The sequence below is a fragment of the Aeromonas sp. 604176 genome, assembly GCF_049170755.1.
GTDB classification, from domain to species: domain Bacteria; phylum Pseudomonadota; class Gammaproteobacteria; order Enterobacterales; family Aeromonadaceae; genus Aeromonas; species Aeromonas veronii_A.
This window is the reverse complement of the sequence record NZ_JAAKNE010000018.1, coordinates 1-14,720: the sequence shown is the minus strand read 5'-3', so window position 1 is coordinate 14,720 and position 14,720 is coordinate 1. Positions and strand designations below refer to the sequence as shown.

Here is a 14,720-nt window from a genome sequence, read left to right as displayed (position 1 = left end):
AGTGGTTGCCTCGATGGAGTCCTCTGTTGCAACTCCCCTTTTTGCCACTGATTATTTGACCCACGCGCCACGGAGTCTTGCTATGCCATGGAATATCCTCAGGCAATTTCCCCTGCTGGTCTGGATCGTCATTCTGGGCACCTTTATGGTGCGTACCAGTTTTTTCATGGTCTGGCCTTTCCTCTCCATCCTGCTGTATCGGGAGTATGACCTCTCCGCTTCCTGCATCGGGATGTTGCTAGGTGGCGCGGCAGTACTCTCCAGTCTGATCGGCTTCTACGTGGGGGGCTTTCCGACAAGATTGGCCGCCGCGCCATCTTGCTGCTGGGCTGTGCCGTGTCGTGTGGAGCCTACCTGCTGCTTGGTTTTGGCCACTCTCTTTGGCTGATCGCACTGGGGATGTTTGGCTCAGGGCTTTCCTATGCCTTTATCGATACCCCGGGCAAGGCGCTGATGGGCGATCAGCTGCCCCAGAAGGCGCAGCGAGAGCTGGCTCAACACCTGCGCTACTTCCTGCTCAATGTGGGGGCAGGGGTGGGGCCCTTGATTGGCGTGATGGTTGGGCTGGGGGCGCGGCAGGAGACCTTCTTGGTGACCGCGGTGAGCTACGGCTTGCTGGGGCTTGTATTTTTGTTCGGGTTTCGTCGTGCTTGCGCCAGTCACCCTGCTGCCGGGCTCACGCTGGGGGCCATGCTCAGGGTGTTGGTACAGGATCGGGCCTTTATGCTGTTTATCCTCGCTAACTTGCTGATGATGCTGGTCTATGCCCAGGTGGAGTCGCCGCTTATTCAATATTTGACCCGGGCCGGTGCACCTGAGGTCGAGACCCTGGTGGCGTTGCTGGTGGCGACCAATGCGGTCACCATCATCACCCTGCAGTTCCCGCTGTTACATGTGACCCGGCGCTGGCGGGTGAGTCTGCGGTTACGGTTCTCCATTCTGTTGATGGCGGCGGCCCAGGTGCTGTTCGCCCTGTCGAACCCTGCATTGCATTGGCCCTGGTTGATGGCTGTGTTTTTGCTAAGTGTCGGGGAAGCGGTGCTCTTTCCGCTCTTTAACGTGCTGATCGACGAGATGGCGCCCCCTCACCTCAAGGGGAGTTACTTCGGTGCCAGTGCTCTTGCCGGACTTGGCTGGGCGCTTGCCCCCTTGGTGGGGGGCTGGCTGTTGCAAGTATGGGGAGGGCCAGCGCTGTTTGCTGTGATGGCGGGGATCTGTGTGCTGGTGTTCGCCCTGTACGGAGCGGGTAACCGGGAGGCCAGGAGTCTGACCTGCCCGGTGAAGTAACTCAGAAGGTCAGTACTTTGTTGGCAGCCAGGGTCCACTGAGCCAGCATCGCCAGGGTACCGACCTCAATTCCTTCGATCAGTGGCAGGGCGGTGATGCCCCGGGCATCGGTGCAGGTTTTGCACAGGCGAATGGTGACGCCCTGAGCCAGCAGGATCTCCAGCATTTGGCGCAGGTTGTACCCTTCGGCCGGTGCCTGACCGGCCAGTGCCGCACTCACCGCATCTGACATCAGGAACAGCTTAAGGCTGGCGCCACCCTGTTCGCTCAGGGCGATAGCGAGACGCAGGGCATTGAACAGGGATTCGCTGCCATAGGGGGCGCCATTGGCGATCACCACAATCTGTTGATTCATAAGAGACTCCTGATTCTAAAAAGCGTCATTGTAGAACCAACCGGATGACGATAGCGTGATGTCGCACAACTTCTGTCGCACCTTTTCCCTGCTTGCTTGACCCGTTAGCGAAACACGGTTCTTATGGTCAGTTCGCAAACATGACCGGGTGAATCGAGATGTGGAAAAGTGTAGGAATAGGGTTGCTGCTGTTGGCGGGTCATGCCTATGGCAGTGAAGCTGTCGGCTGCAAGGCTCGTCTGCAGGCCGTCAACGACCAACTGGTGTTTGCCAAAGCTCACAACAATGCCGGACAGATTGCCGGCCTGGAACAGGCTGCGCGCAATATCAAGGCCAACTGCACCGATGAGGGGCTGCTCAAGGAGCAGAAAGAGCGGGTTCACAAGCTGCGTGGCGAGGTGGACGAACGCCTGCTCGAGCTGCAGGAGGCGAGAGTGAGTGGCAAGCCGGAGAAAATTGCCAAGCAACAGGCCAAGCTGGAGGAGTCCCAGACCAGGATGCTGGAGGCCCAGCGGGAGCTGGACAAGCTGAGTCGATTGATCGGCAAGTGATGGCCAGTTGCTGAACACAGGATCAAAAAAGGCCGATTGCTCGGCCTTTTTTTCGTTTTACGGTCTGTGCATCAGCTACTGCCTGTGCATCCGCACGAACTTTTCCATTAGCTGCTCTTCGGTCTCCACATGAGCGGGATCCCAGATGATGCAGTCGATAGGGCAAACACTGATGCAGGTCGGCTTCTCGTAGTGACCGACGCACTCGGTGCAGCGACTGGGGTCGATCTCGTAGATCTCCTCGCCGAGGCTGATGGCCTGGTTCGGACACTCGGGATCGCACATGTCACAGTTGATGCACTTGTCGGTGATGAGCAGGGACATCTCAGGCGGCCGAGTGGGGCTGACGGGTGTCCTCGCGCTCGCCGAGGTTGCGCAGCAGGATGCCGTAGTTCACGTCCACTTCCTTCGGTACCGGCACGTAGACCACGTGGCCGTTGCCCGGCGCTGTGTCGATGAGTTCGCCCTTGCGGTTCTGCATCTGCTCCAGATTGAAGCTGAGGTTGCCCTGCGGGGTCATCAGCTCCAGGCTGTTGCCCACCAGGAACTTGTTCTTCACCTCGACTTCCACCATGTCGCCGTTGCGACCGGTGATCTCGCCGACGAACTGCTGGGTGTCGGAGACCGAGTAGCCGTAGTCGTAGTTCTGGTATTCGCTGTGGTTGTGACGGCGCAGGAAGCCCTCGGTGTAACCGCGGTGGGCCAGATTTTCGAGGGTGCCCATCAGGCTGCGGTCAAACGGCCGGCCGGCAACCGCATCGTCGATCGCTTTGCGATAGACCTGGGCGGTGCGTGCGCAGTAGTAGAAGGACTTGGTACGGCCTTCGATCTTGAGCGAATGGACGCCCATCCTGGTCAGCCGCTCCACGTGCTCGACGGCGCGCAGATCCTTGGAGTTCATGATGTAGGTGCCGTGCTCGTCCTCGAACGCGCTCATGTACTCGCCCGGACGGTTGGACTCTTCCAGCAGCACCAGCGCATCGGTCGGTTTGCCGGCACCCAGGGTCGGGTCGACCTTCTGCACGGCGATGGGCTCCTGGCGGTGGACGATCTGGCCCACCTCGTCCTCTTTACCCTCGTGCACCTTGTACTCCCAGCGGCAGGAGTTGGTGCAGGTGCCCTGGTTGGGGTCGCGCTTGTTGATGTAGCCGGAGAGCAGGCAGCGGCCGGAGTAAGCCATGCACAGCGCCCCATGGACGAACACTTCCAGCTCCATCTCAGGGACCTGCATGCGGATCTCTTCGATCTCGTCCAGCGACAGCTCGCGAGAGAGGATGGCACGGGTCAGGCCCATCTGATGCCAGAACTTCACCGTGGCCCAGTTGACCGCGTTGGCCTGCACCGAGAGGTGAATGGGCATGTCCGGGAAGGCTTCGCGCATCATCATGATGAGACCGGGGTCGGACATGATCAGCGCATCCGGGTTCATCTCCACCACGGGGCGCATGTCGCGGATGAAGGTCTTGAGCTTGGAGTTGTGGGGCTGGATGTTGGCCACCACGTAGAACTGCTTGCCGAGGGCATGGGCTTCGTTGATGCCGAGCTGCAGGTTCTCGTGATCGAATTCGTTGTTGCGCACCCGCAGGCTGTAGCGGGGCTGGCCGGCATAGACGGCATCGGCGCCATAGGCGTAGGCGTAACGCATGTTCTTGAGGGAACCTGCGGGGGAGAGCAATTCTGGTTTAAACATGGCTGACTCTTTATGTCTGATTGCAAATCAGGACGACGCCACCTGATGGCATCGTATGGCTTGAGCTGCGGGGGGAGTAGATACTCGGACCGCTACCCGATAACGGCATATCCGGGCTGTACGTTTATAAACAATATGCGCCGGATAAACGGGGTGCGAGATTGTACTCGTCCTCACCGTATCATGCAATTTGGCAGGGGCTGGAGTCGACGTGATCAATGGGGCCTTTCAGGCCCAGCGTGAGAGGGGGGAGGGCATGGCATGGGCATAGCCCTGCTGATAGTCACAGCCGAGCTGGTTGGCGATCTCGATGTGTTGCTGGGTTTCAACCCCTTCGCACACCACCTTCATACCGAGCCGCTGCAAGTACTCTACCAGGCCGGTTAGCATCCGTAGGGCATGGCTACTCTTGGTGGCTTGCAGCAACAGGGAGCGGTCCAGCTTGATGATCTCGTAAGGCATCGCCAGCATGCGCTGGAAGTTGCACTCCAGGGTGCCAAAGTCATCGCACGCGATATGGGCACCGTGGCTACGCAGCACCTCGATCAGGGCCAACGCCTTGCGCTGTAGCGGGGCGTACTCCACTACTTCGAACCATATGTCGATCCCCACCTTGCGCGCCTGCATCAGCACCAGTAATAACAGGTTCTGATAGGTGGGGCTGTTCAGTGCCGGGTTGAGATTGATGGAGAGGAAACAGGGACCGTTTTTCGCCAGAGTCGGTAGATCACGCATGATGGCTCTGAGCATGACGATGTCCAGATGTAGAGACTGCTCCTCACTGAGGGACGCAAAGTCGATGCCATGATAGTTCTGCCGGGCAGGCTCCCAGCGTCTGGCCAGTACCTCGTAACCCTTGACCTGATGATCCTGGCCAATGATTGGCTGATAAAAGGGCATGGCAATGTCCGCTGTTGTCAGGGATGCCACGCCACTGACCGGAAACTCTTCTTTGAACGCAAACATGGCACTCACCTGTTGACGGATATAGCTGCGAATAATACGAGAGGCAACGGAAGTCTGGCTGTAGGAATTGTCCGATTATTGAGAAGGAGTATGGAGAGGGAAAGAGTTTGGCAATATCAGATTATTCCGATTAAGTTTTGTGAGAGTATTATCTAGACTGGCCTTAATGATGAACACCCAAACAAAATATACTTATTAGGCTGTTTGCAAGTAAATATCTATTAGAGCTCTGTGTGACAGAGTCTCTTTCTATTTTTGTAGTGTGATAATACCCATGAATAAAATTTATTTTTTGTTGCTGTTTATATTGAGCAGTAACGCATTGGCATCGCCGGATATCAGCGTTGGTACTTTATATGACTATATGCCGGCAGAAAAAAACACTCAGCTAAAAAGAGTTCGAAACATCGGTGATGAAACCGCTTTTGTCAAAATTACTCTGGCCGAAATTGTATATGGTGCAGATGGTATGCCAAAAGAGCGGGAGTTACCGGAGGAGGGGGTTCGTCAGTTGGTGATCAGTCCCTCCAGGCTGATTATCCCTGCTGGCGGCTCACAGGCTACCCGCTTTATCTATATGGGAGCGCGGGAGAGGGAGCGCTATTTTAGGGTGCGCTTTGTGCCGGTCAAACCACAGGGCGATGAAATAACCGAGTTGCCTCTGAAACAACAAATTAGCGCTGGTGTCAGCATCATGACCGGTTTTGGTACCATTTTATTTGTCGCCCCAAAAGCACCCCGTTATGACACCTATATCGGGCGCGAAAACGGTGCCCTCTATGCAGAGAACCGGGGCAACGCCACCGTGATTCTCGATTATCTGGAGTTGTGTGACAAAAAGGAGACGTCATGCAGTCAGCCGGAGCAGATGCATCTACTGCCCGGCGTTAAAAAGCGGGTCAGTCAAGAGGCAACCCGGACGGTTCGTTTTGAACTGATCGAAGGGAAAAAATCGGCATTCAAGGAGTTCAAGCTCTGATCCCGGTTTATTACAACAAAGACAATCACACAATAAGGAGTGGCTATGAAGATGTTAGCGCTTTTCCCCGCCCTGCTGCTGGCCAGCGGTTCCCTGATGGCAGCCGAGCAAGTCGAGCATACAGTGACAGTGACGGCGCAGATCCCGACTGCAAGCTTTTATGTCCAGCCGGTAGGGGAGTGGATAAACACCCCGCAAAAGCTGACCTTTAACGCTTTCAGTCAGCAGCTGGAACCGTTGACCAAGCAGCTGGAGATGAAGAGTACCCTTGGCGCCATCAAAGGCTATCTGCTCTATCCGGCCAGCATTATCAGTGGCAAGGATAGTATCGCACTGGCCGTCAAGGTGGCTGGGGTTGAGTTGAATACTTCATCTAAAGAATTGTTGAACCAGGCGGATGCCAATATCGGTAAAAAGGTCGGGCTTGAGATTATTCCCGCTGTGCCGCCAGCCAATGGTTACAAGCCTGGCAACTATCAGGGGATTGTTAGCATGATGTTTGAATCCGAAGCGCCGAAAGCATAGCCGTTGACATCAACAAACGGGGGCCTTCAGGCCCCCATTTTATTGGGACAGTCAGCATTCAGGTTTTACTCCATGGTTCGCTCTCTTCTTCTCTTGCTCGGGATACTGCTTTTTAGCCCTCTGGCGGTGGCAGCAGACCCTGTCATGCTGCTGCAACAGGCGCGGCAGCTGCCCGAGGGGTTTGAAGAGCACTTTTTTGGGGTGCCCTTGATGGTGCGGGTGACCGTCGATGGACGCTTGCTGGGGGATGGGGAAGTGCTGCTCGGGCGGGATAACTCGGTACAGCTGCTCTCGCTGCTGGAGGTGCAGGAGAGCGACTTTGATGAGGGGGCGCGTGAACGCTGGCTGAGTAGGCTGGGCACAACACTGCCCCTTGGGGAGTGCGACCAGCGCTGCCCGGAGGGGATCCTGGGGCTGCAATACAGCCTGGAGGAGTCTCAACTCTCGGTGCTGACAGATGAGGTGGAGCAGGACACTCGTGACCAGCGTTTTTTTACGCTGCCCAGGGAGAGCAAAGGGTTGCTGATCCAGAACCAGCTGAACCTGGTGCAGGGCACTCAGCGCAACGGTCACTACAACCTGCAACTGGAGGGCAGCTGGGGGCAGTGGACCCCCTTTATGGAGGGGGATGCCACCTGGCAGGAGGGGCAATCGAGTGAAGTGGGCCTGGCTCAGCTTTATGGCGAGCGACTCCATGAGGCCAATTTTTATCGCCTTGGTTTCTTCTTTCCCTCGGCGCAGGGGTTGGTGCGTCAGCCGAACTACTACAGTGGTGCAACCCCCACAGTGCTCGGGATGATGTGGGGCAGTTCGGATCTGCTGCGCCGGGAGCGCGGGGTGCCCAGTCTGGCGCCGATCCAGGTTGCACCGGCCCGGTCGGGCATGGTGGAGATCTATCGTGATGGCAACCTGATCCAGTCCCAGCCGGTCGTATCCGGTTTGCAGGCACTTGATACCCGCTCGCTTCCCGGCGGTATCTACGAGGTAGAGCTGCGGCTGCTGGAGGATGGTCAGGAGACCCGCCGTTGGCGCGAGATGGTCTACAAACCTTCCAACTGGCAGACGCCGGAGGAACCGTGGCGATTTAACCTGTTCGCTGGGCGTCAGACCCGCTGGTTGGAACGGCAGGGGGAGAGTGATCTGGAAGGGGCCAGTGGTGGCATTGCCGTTAACCATCTGCTGCTTCCTTCGTTGGTAGTGGGCGCAGGTAGCCAGTATGTGGACAGACGGGCCCAGCACGCCCTCTCGCTCGATTGGGAGGCGACCAGTCAGCTCCACGGCTTTGCCTCCCTCAACCAGAGTGTTGGCATGGGGTGGGGTTACGATCTGCAGGGGATCTACTGGCATGACAACAGTAGTCTGGTGGCCAGCCATTCGCGCAATCTGCGCAAGCAGGGAGAAGCAAGTGCGGTGTCCAGCCTGTCACTGCAGCAGTCGCTGGAAAAGTGGGGCTCCCTCAGTCTCTATGTTTCTCACCAGTCTGGCCGTGGCAATGGCGCCGATCTCGGGTGGCACTATAGCGATCGGTTGTGGGGTCGCTGGATGACTTGGGGGGTGACCCTGTTCGATCGTCCCGGCAGCGAGAGCACGGCTCAGCTGCGGGATCGCGGCAGCACCCTCAGTCTCACTATCAACTTGGGGGGGGATGATCGCCAGTTATCGCTGGGGCTGGGCAGCAACACTTCCCGCTCTGGTGGGGCTCAGCGCAGTGCCTATCTCAACTACCAGCAGGAGGTGGATTGGGGTCCGCTGCGTCAGGTCAGCGTGGGCAGCAATTTTGACAGCTATGGCAGCGGTTTGTCCGGCTATGGTCGCTTCGCGGCCCCCTGGCTGGGGGGGGATCTGTTTGCCCAGCGCTCCTCCTATAACGGTGAGGTGACCGGTGGCATCAACCTGGAGAGTGTGGTGGCTCTGGGGCGGGAGGGGGAGCTGGCGCTCGGTTCCCGCGAGATGGGGGGCATAGGCAATGAGGCGGCGATGATCCTGGATATCGACGCTGACGACGAGGGGGCTCGGATCCGGGTCAGCGACGATCTGGGCGGTGTGCAGACCCTGGGGCCCGGACGCCATCTGGTCTCGGTACCCGCCCTGCAAAGCGGCGCCTTGCAACTGGAGATGGACGACCACGACGGGGAGCCGCTCACCATCAGGCCAACCGTGCTCCCCTACCACCTTAATCGCGGTGGAGTGGGTTATGGCCAGGTGAATGCCTTACGCACAGTCACAGTGATTGGCCGTCTGCTGGATAAGCAGGGGGCTCCACTGAAGGGGGCCATGGTGGTCAACCACGCGGGGCGAACGGTCAGCGAGGCCGACGGCTTCTTTGCGTTGGAGATGAGCGAACGCAATCCCAACTTTCAAGTGCAGTATCAGGGGGGACAGCAGTGCGAGCTGTCGCTCGATACATCCAGAGCGGACCGACAGCCCGGGGTATTACTACTAGGCGATCTGGTCTGTACTCCCCAAACATGGGTTAATCGATAATTTCTGAAGCGGGAAGTAAAGTAAGCATGAGAGTAGGCGTGATGCACCATTATTGGTTGCTGTTGGTATTGTTGTGTGGCACTCCTGTATATGGGGCGACACTTGATATCACAGCAGAATACAATCCTGCCACATATGAAGCGGGTGGGGCAAAATTTATCAATACGACTCCCTGCCTCCAGTTTCCTGCTGCAACAGGTTTCTGGTGCAGTACCACCGCAACGGTTGATACCCCCCAGGCGGTATATTTTAAGGCTGACACTCGTCGAAAAATAAAATGGGGTGGTGATATCAGGGATGGGGTCCATTATATAGGGTTTCCTGGAGCTCGGGATGTCATCTTGCAAAAAGATGGTGGCGGGCCATCGTATAATATGAAGTTTATAGTGACTGCAGTTGGCACTGGAACAACCTTGCAGCTCGCCAATAATAGTCGTATACCAGACGATGGTGACTGCTCTGATAGTGCTGTATGGAGTAATGGCTATTCAGTTTTTATATTTCGTGACATAAAATCGCATAAGCAGTTGATTGGTGGGCGATGTTATGGAAACAATAGAATGTACGAGAATGTAGATATGGTAGTTTACACCGTATATCTTGGCTATAGACTGGAGGCGCCAAATCCCCTCAAAATGGAAAATGGTACTTATAGTGGTAAATTGGTATTTTCAATGGGGAGCGGGAAGGATTTTGACCTTGGCAATGGCTCCTATGGCGATACAAAATTAACGGTGTCATTCAAAGTAAAAGTACGTCATCAAATAAAAGTAGAGTTTCTCCCCGGTAGCAACAAGGCGCAATTACAACCACCAAAAGGGTGGTTGGATTGGATGTATAATGGCAAAAACGCGCCGACTCTCTTGCAGCACAGACTCCCGTTTCGGCTTTGGCACAGTGCCCCATTTACCCTGGCATTACGCTGCCAGTACCCATGGAAAGCGGAGTGCGCGCTAAAAGATGGCAAGGGGCGCACAGTGCCATTGAAAACATATTATCTACATCCCAATAACACTATGGAACTTTTGACTACAGACAAGAAAAAATTCGCATTATCTGCGAATGCAGCTCCCGTAGTTAATGACGCGAGAGCCATTCAATTTCAGATTGATGGGGGGGTTGTGACCGAGATGATGAAATATCCAGGCTCTCGTTTTACAGGAGATGTGACCCTGATATTTGATGCCGCCATCGACTAGCAAAGACCGCTGCTCTTGGCATATTCAAAGAGAGCGCTATCGCTGCTAATACCCAGTCGCAGCATGGCACTTTTCTTTTGGGTGCTGATGGTTTTTACGCTGCGATGAAGATGATCGGCAACTTGAGTGACCGACATACCGCTGGCCAGTAGGCGTACCACTTCATTTTCTTTTGGGGTGAGCGGGTTGATATTGTCTGGATCGGTGATGCCGACATTAGACAGCAGTATTTTTACCGTCGGACCAATATAGCTATGGCCAAGCAATATTTGGCGAATGGCTTCGGCCAATTCATCGATGACTGACTTTTTCAAGATTAGGCCATTAATTCCAGCCTGAATCAGGGATTGCATGATTGCGCTATTCTGGATCTGTGTCAGCACAATAATGGGTAGAGTTGGATAATCACGGCGCACCTTGTGGATCATAACCATGCCATCGCAGAGGGTATCCCCCGGCATACTGAAATCGGTGATCAGCAGGTCGCAGTGATATTGCTGTAATGAATTAAACAATTCAGATACCTGATATGCCTCGGCGACTACTTCACAATGAGGTGTTATCTGTTCAATCAGGCTGCGGATCCCGGTCAGAATCAAGGGATGGTCATCGGCAAGAATAATCTTGAAGGACATGGATGAGCCTCTTATAAAGCGGTGAATAATATTCAGGCTATCAAAGCTTACATTTCTATACTACCTTGCGCACCCCATTTTTCAGGTGCATATAACTTTTGGCCAATATATGTGGTTCCTTATGCCTATATATTATTCAGTCATACCATTCATCAAGCGATTTATAATGATGGTGTCTTTTTTCTTGACGCCAGCGATTTTTGCTGCAGACACACCTCCTGTGCCAACGATTAAAGTGGGAATAATAGCTGGTGGGTGGGAACCATTTCAGCAGTGGGACGGCAAGGTGGTCGCCGGCTTTAGCGTTGAATTGATGGAACAATTGGCCAAAAAGTTGGACTACCGGATAGCCTGGCAGGCCTACCCCAACTGGGAAGCCATGTATGCCGATGCCTGCCGTGGCAAGCTGGATATCCTGCTCGATGCATTTAATTCTGAGGTGCGCCAGTGTGTCACCTATAGCCTGCCTTACTACACCTCGCCGACCGTGGTGGTGGTGCGCCAGGACAGCGCTCTGTTTCGGGATGTAAGCCGTTTGCAATCTGCGAGCATTGCCATCGAAAAAGGCTTTCTGACAGAGAAGTTGGTCAAGCTGCACTATCCCAATGTCACACCTAGGCTGTTTGTCGATACGCGCCGTGCATTGCAGGCGGTTGAGCAAGGTCGGGCGGATGCCTATATCGGCAACCTTCATGTGGCCAATCTGTTTATCGAGCGTCACCCAGCGTTGGCAGTGGTCGCTCAGTCACCCTTGTTGATGGAGACCCTTCACCTTGGAATTGCCAGTCAGAAACACTCTCTTGCTATTCGGCTTGATACTGCCATTCAGTCGCTGACGGTCGAGGCGCGCAGTGAACTGGAGAAACGCTGGTTGGGGGAGAGTCTGGAACCCAACTTTATGGGTCACAGCAATTTCCTGCTGCGCCCTGATGAGCGAGCCTGGCTCTCGACATTACCACCGTTGAAACTGGGATTGCTTCCCAGCTGGATGCCCTTCTCTTATAACGATGAGAATGGTAACTCGGTCGGCTTGATGTTGGATTATCTGAATTTGCTGCAGGAGAAATTGGGGTTGGCTTACAGCCGAATACCGGTAAAGGATTGGCCTGACCTGCAACAGCAACTGCTGCATCACGATGTGGATCTGGCGATACTGCCCGCCCGGGTCATCAAGCGGCTGATGGGGTGGCATGCCAGCGAGCCCTTCGCATCTTTCCCTCTGGTACTGGTGACGGCCCGTGGCAGCCTTCCGATCGGGGATCTCTCCGATCTGGCCGGTAAAAAGATGTTGCTGACCGACAGCATGCTGATCCCCGAGCTGAGGGCACTGGTGCCTGACCTTAAACTGATCACGACCAAGAGTGCCAGCGAGGGGCTCACCCGTGTTGCCGCGGGGCAGGGGGATGCCTACATCGGCAATCTGGTGGTGGTCTCCCGTCTTATCACCGAGCAGTTTGATGACCGGCTTCATATTGCCGCGCCCACCCCCTTCAAGGATGAGCTGGCCGTTGCGGTACGTGAGCCTTACATTCCCTTGCTGCCCCTGGTCAACCGGGTGCTTGCCAGCATGAGCGACAAGGAGCAGCGCCAGATACGCAACAGCTGGCTGGCGCTCAATTACAGCGAAGGTATCCCCAGAGCGAAACTGGTGCGCACCCTGCTGCCCGCCGGGGTGGCGATCACACTCTTTATTCTGGTGCTATCGGTGGCTTACTGGCGGCTGCGTCAGGAGATAGTCCGTCGTCATCAGGTTGAGGCAGCACTCGCCAGAGCCAAGACCAAGGCGGAGTCGGCCGCCACCCAGAAAGGGGCGTTTCTGGCCACCATGAGCCACGAAATTCGCACGCCCATGAATGGTATCGTCGGCATGGCGGAGCAACTCACCTTCACCGAGCTGACCCTGGAGCAGCGCCAGATGGTGGAGATCATCAACCGTGGGGCTCAGGGGCTGCATGCGCTGATCGACAATGTGCTCGACTACGCCAAGCTGGAGGCGGGCAAGATGCAGCTCGAGCAAACCCCGTTTCTTCTGCGTGAGCTGATTGACAGTGTGCTGACCATGACGGTGAGCGAGGTACACCGCAAGGGACTGCGTGTCTACTTGTGGGCTGATGCCGGAGTTGCGGCCCGGATGACCGGTGATGCGCTGCGTTTGCGTCAGATCCTCTTCAACTTTGTCAGCAATGCCATCAAATTTACCGAGCGGGGCTTTATCGAGATTTCGGTGCAACTGCTGGCACAGGGGGAGGGGCAACAGCAATTGCGCTTCGGTGTACGCGATAGTGGCATCGGCATGACACCCGAAGCGCGTGACCGGATCTTTAATGCCTTTGAACAGGCTGAGAGCTCCACCACCCGCAGTTATGGTGGCAGTGGCCTGGGCCTGAGTATCTGCCAGACCCTGGCCAACTTGATGGGGGGCGAGATCCGGCTGGAGAGTGCCCCGGGGCTAGGTACCTTTATCACCTTGACAGTCACGCTGCCTGTTCTGGCACAGCGAGAGCCGGATCTCCGTCTCAATGGCCTGCAAGCCAGCATTGAACTGCATGACGATAAGCTGTGTCACACCCTGTTACTGCATCTTGACGCGCTGGGAGTCACGCGAACGTCGCCCCCTGATAATGCTCAGTTGCGTTTCAGTGACCATGACCTGGCGGCTGAGGGCGTTATCCGGGTGCTGCCGCTGGCCACCCCTCTTGGCTATCGCAGTGATGAGAAGGGTTACATTCTCAACAGCAATCCCATGACCTGGCATGCAGTGCGGGAAGTCTGCTATCGCCAGCTGGCCTTGAGCGATGAGATTGTTACGCAAGCGATACAAAAGAGCGCAGAGTGCGAGCCCATGCTGCCCTGTAGGGTTCTGCTGGTGGAAGATAATCACCTTAACCAGCAGCTGGTGATGCGCCAGCTCGGGCAGCTCAAGCTGAACTGCGAACTGGCTGAGCATGGCCAGCAAGCCCTCGAGATGGTCGCGCAGTATCCCTATGATCTGGTGCTCTGTGACTGCCAGATGCCGGTGATGGATGGCTATGAGTTCACGCGCAGGGTACGGGCTGGGGAGGATAAGAAGCGCTTGCTGATCATTGCCATGACGGCCAATGTCATGCCTGAGCAGGCTGAACGCTGCTTTGCCGCCGGCATGGATGATTTGCTGGGCAAGCCGGTGCTGCTGGATGGTTTGCGTCAGATGCTGCAAAAGTGGCGTATCTTGCCATCACCATCCTTGATTGATGTCGCGGCCATGGCGGCTTTTTTTGGCCAAGGTGACAAGTTGCGGCAGATGTTCCCACTCTTTCGTCAGGAGCTTGAGCAAGCGATGGGGCAGCAACCACAGGATGACAAGGCTCTGGCTAATTGGGTTCATCGTCAGGCGGGGACCATCAGCATGATGATGGCGCCGCAGCTGGCTGAAGAGGCATGGCGATTGGAAGAAAAAATCCGCCAGTTTGGATCGTCAGCTTGTACTGACGAGCTGACACGCTTTCGTGCCCAACTACAGCAAATCATCGGGGAGCTGATGCGTTTAAGCGAACAGTATGAAGAGTCAGTTGTTGTCGAGGGAAAACTGGAGTAGGGGAAACTGCTCACTCATAAAATCGCGGGGTGTATGGCCATTACCTGCGCCAGCCAGCCACTCCCAGTCCAGTTTTGGTGAGCCGGCTTTGAAGCGCTGATAGGCAATACCCTTGTGAACTGTCAGAAAAAGAGTCGTAGGGAGTCCCAGCTTGTTGCTGTAGCGCACCATCAGATCGCCCTGATAGTCGTTGCTGATTCTGATTTTGAGTGCCTGCAGTGTCAGACCTGTTGCGTGGTCATGCTCATCCCAGACTTCAAACATGATGTGAACACTCTGATGTTAATGATGCCACGATGAGCAAGCTGGGATGCAATTGCAACTGTCAGATCTGACAAGGGCGGAAAGGTGAATTGGCGATAAAGCGAAAACCCGGCGCTAGGCCGGGTTTTCTAAATGATGGTGGAGGGAGAAGGATTCGAACCTTCGAAGGCAGAGCCGTCAGATTTACAGTCTGATCCCTTTGGCCGCTCGG

Annotated in this window: 12 protein-coding genes and 1 pseudogene; 7 read left to right on the top strand and 6 right to left on the bottom strand. The window is 55.7% G+C overall.

Translation table 11 applies throughout. The annotated features are described in order from the left end of the window. Positions 1-82 precede the first annotated feature (82 nt). A pseudogene (locus G5358_RS05170) lies at positions 83-1,287 on the top strand (MDR family MFS transporter). 1 nt (position 1,288) lies between these two features. On the opposite strand, the gene G5358_RS05165 reads toward G5358_RS05170, so the two are convergent. Then, positions 1,289-1,642: a DsrE/DsrF/TusD sulfur relay family protein gene (locus tag G5358_RS05165; protein ID WP_421244236.1), complete on the bottom strand. Its 354-nt coding sequence runs from the start codon at positions 1,640-1,642 to the stop codon at positions 1,289-1,291. A gap of 158 nt (positions 1,643-1,800) precedes the next feature. Between G5358_RS05165 and G5358_RS05160 the strand changes: the two genes are divergently transcribed. Continuing rightward, on the top strand, positions 1,801-2,193 hold the full coding sequence (locus G5358_RS05160) for a DUF1090 domain-containing protein (protein WP_041234333.1): 393 nt from the start codon (positions 1,801-1,803) through the stop codon (positions 2,191-2,193). Positions 2,194-2,268: 75 nt separating this feature from the next. Here the strand turns inward: G5358_RS05160 and G5358_RS05155 are convergent, their stop codons facing one another. From G5358_RS05155 to G5358_RS05145, 3 genes are all read right to left on the bottom strand, one after another. Next, the gene (locus G5358_RS05155) at positions 2,269-2,517 is read right to left on the bottom strand and encodes a YfhL family 4Fe-4S dicluster ferredoxin (RefSeq protein ID WP_005303946.1); all 249 of its coding nucleotides are present in this window, start codon (positions 2,515-2,517) and stop codon (positions 2,269-2,271) included. A 1-nt stretch (position 2,518) separates the two neighbouring features. Then, positions 2,519-3,883, bottom strand: coding sequence for a tRNA 5-hydroxyuridine modification protein YegQ (yegQ, locus tag G5358_RS05150; RefSeq protein ID WP_005303943.1), 1,365 nt, complete (start codon positions 3,881-3,883; stop codon positions 2,519-2,521). Between the two features lie 228 nt (positions 3,884-4,111). Continuing rightward, positions 4,112-4,849 carry an EAL domain-containing protein gene (locus tag G5358_RS05145; RefSeq protein ID WP_421323744.1) on the bottom strand — a complete coding sequence of 246 codons (738 nt, stop codon included), beginning with the start codon at positions 4,847-4,849 and terminating at the stop codon, positions 4,112-4,114. 274 nt (positions 4,850-5,123) lie between these two features. Here G5358_RS05145 and G5358_RS05140 point away from each other — a divergent pair, with 274 nt between their 5' ends. From G5358_RS05140 to G5358_RS05125, 4 genes are all read left to right on the top strand, one after another. Then, a complete protein-coding gene (locus G5358_RS05140) occupies positions 5,124-5,828 on the top strand; it encodes a hypothetical protein (RefSeq protein ID WP_421323743.1) in 705 nt (234 codons plus the stop codon). Between the two features lie 45 nt (positions 5,829-5,873). Beyond that, positions 5,874-6,353 carry a CS1 type fimbrial major subunit gene (locus tag G5358_RS05135; protein WP_227095054.1) on the top strand — a complete coding sequence of 160 codons (480 nt, stop codon included), beginning with the start codon at positions 5,874-5,876 and terminating at the stop codon, positions 6,351-6,353. A 144-nt stretch (positions 6,354-6,497) separates the two neighbouring features. Then, positions 6,498-8,837, top strand: coding sequence for a CS1-pili formation C-terminal domain-containing protein (locus G5358_RS05130; RefSeq protein WP_421323742.1), 2,340 nt, complete (start codon positions 6,498-6,500; stop codon positions 8,835-8,837). A gap of 26 nt (positions 8,838-8,863) precedes the next feature. Continuing rightward, a complete protein-coding gene (locus G5358_RS05125) occupies positions 8,864-10,036 on the top strand; it encodes a hypothetical protein (protein WP_421323741.1) in 1,173 nt (390 codons plus the stop codon). Here the strand turns inward: G5358_RS05125 and G5358_RS05120 are convergent. Next, positions 10,033-10,671: a response regulator gene (locus G5358_RS05120; RefSeq protein WP_335830529.1), complete on the bottom strand. Its 639-nt coding sequence runs from the start codon at positions 10,669-10,671 to the stop codon at positions 10,033-10,035. The genes G5358_RS05125 and G5358_RS05120 overlap by 4 nt on opposite strands. Before the next feature lie 121 nt (positions 10,672-10,792). On the opposite strand from G5358_RS05120, the gene G5358_RS05115 reads away from it, so the two are divergent. Continuing rightward, positions 10,793-14,245 (top strand): ATP-binding protein, encoded by a 3,453-nt coding sequence (locus G5358_RS05115; RefSeq protein ID WP_421323740.1) that lies wholly within the window; start codon positions 10,793-10,795, stop codon positions 14,243-14,245. Here the strand turns inward: G5358_RS05115 and G5358_RS05110 are convergent. Beyond that, on the bottom strand, positions 14,216-14,509 hold the full coding sequence (locus G5358_RS05110) for a hypothetical protein (RefSeq protein ID WP_421244240.1): 294 nt from the start codon (positions 14,507-14,509) through the stop codon (positions 14,216-14,218). The genes G5358_RS05115 and G5358_RS05110 overlap by 30 nt on opposite strands. Positions 14,510-14,720 lie beyond the last annotated feature (211 nt).

Coding starts and splice junctions, on each gene's coding strand:
- G5358_RS05145 (WP_421323744.1), bottom strand. CDS start 4,849: ATGTTTGCGTTCAAAGAAGAGTTTCCGGTCAGTGGCGTGGCATCCCTG.
- G5358_RS05165 (WP_421244236.1), bottom strand. CDS start 1,642: ATGAATCAACAGATTGTGGTGATCGCCAATGGCGCCCCCTATGGCAGC.
- G5358_RS05160 (WP_041234333.1), top strand. CDS start 1,801: ATGTGGAAAAGTGTAGGAATAGGGTTGCTGCTGTTGGCGGGTCATGCC.
- G5358_RS05130 (WP_421323742.1), top strand. CDS start 6,498: ATGCTGCTGCAACAGGCGCGGCAGCTGCCCGAGGGGTTTGAAGAGCAC.
- G5358_RS05125 (WP_421323741.1), top strand. CDS start 8,864: ATGAGAGTAGGCGTGATGCACCATTATTGGTTGCTGTTGGTATTGTTG.
- G5358_RS05110 (WP_421244240.1), bottom strand. CDS start 14,509: ATGTTTGAAGTCTGGGATGAGCATGACCACGCAACAGGTCTGACACTG.
- G5358_RS05120 (WP_335830529.1), bottom strand. CDS start 10,671: ATGTCCTTCAAGATTATTCTTGCCGATGACCATCCCTTGATTCTGACC.
- G5358_RS05155 (WP_005303946.1), bottom strand. CDS start 2,517: ATGTCCCTGCTCATCACCGACAAGTGCATCAACTGTGACATGTGCGAT.
- yegQ (WP_005303943.1), bottom strand. CDS start 3,883: ATGTTTAAACCAGAATTGCTCTCCCCCGCAGGTTCCCTCAAGAACATG.
- G5358_RS05115 (WP_421323740.1), top strand. CDS start 10,793: ATGCCTATATATTATTCAGTCATACCATTCATCAAGCGATTTATAATG.
- G5358_RS05135 (WP_227095054.1), top strand. CDS start 5,874: ATGAAGATGTTAGCGCTTTTCCCCGCCCTGCTGCTGGCCAGCGGTTCC.
- G5358_RS05140 (WP_421323743.1), top strand. CDS start 5,124: ATGAATAAAATTTATTTTTTGTTGCTGTTTATATTGAGCAGTAACGCA.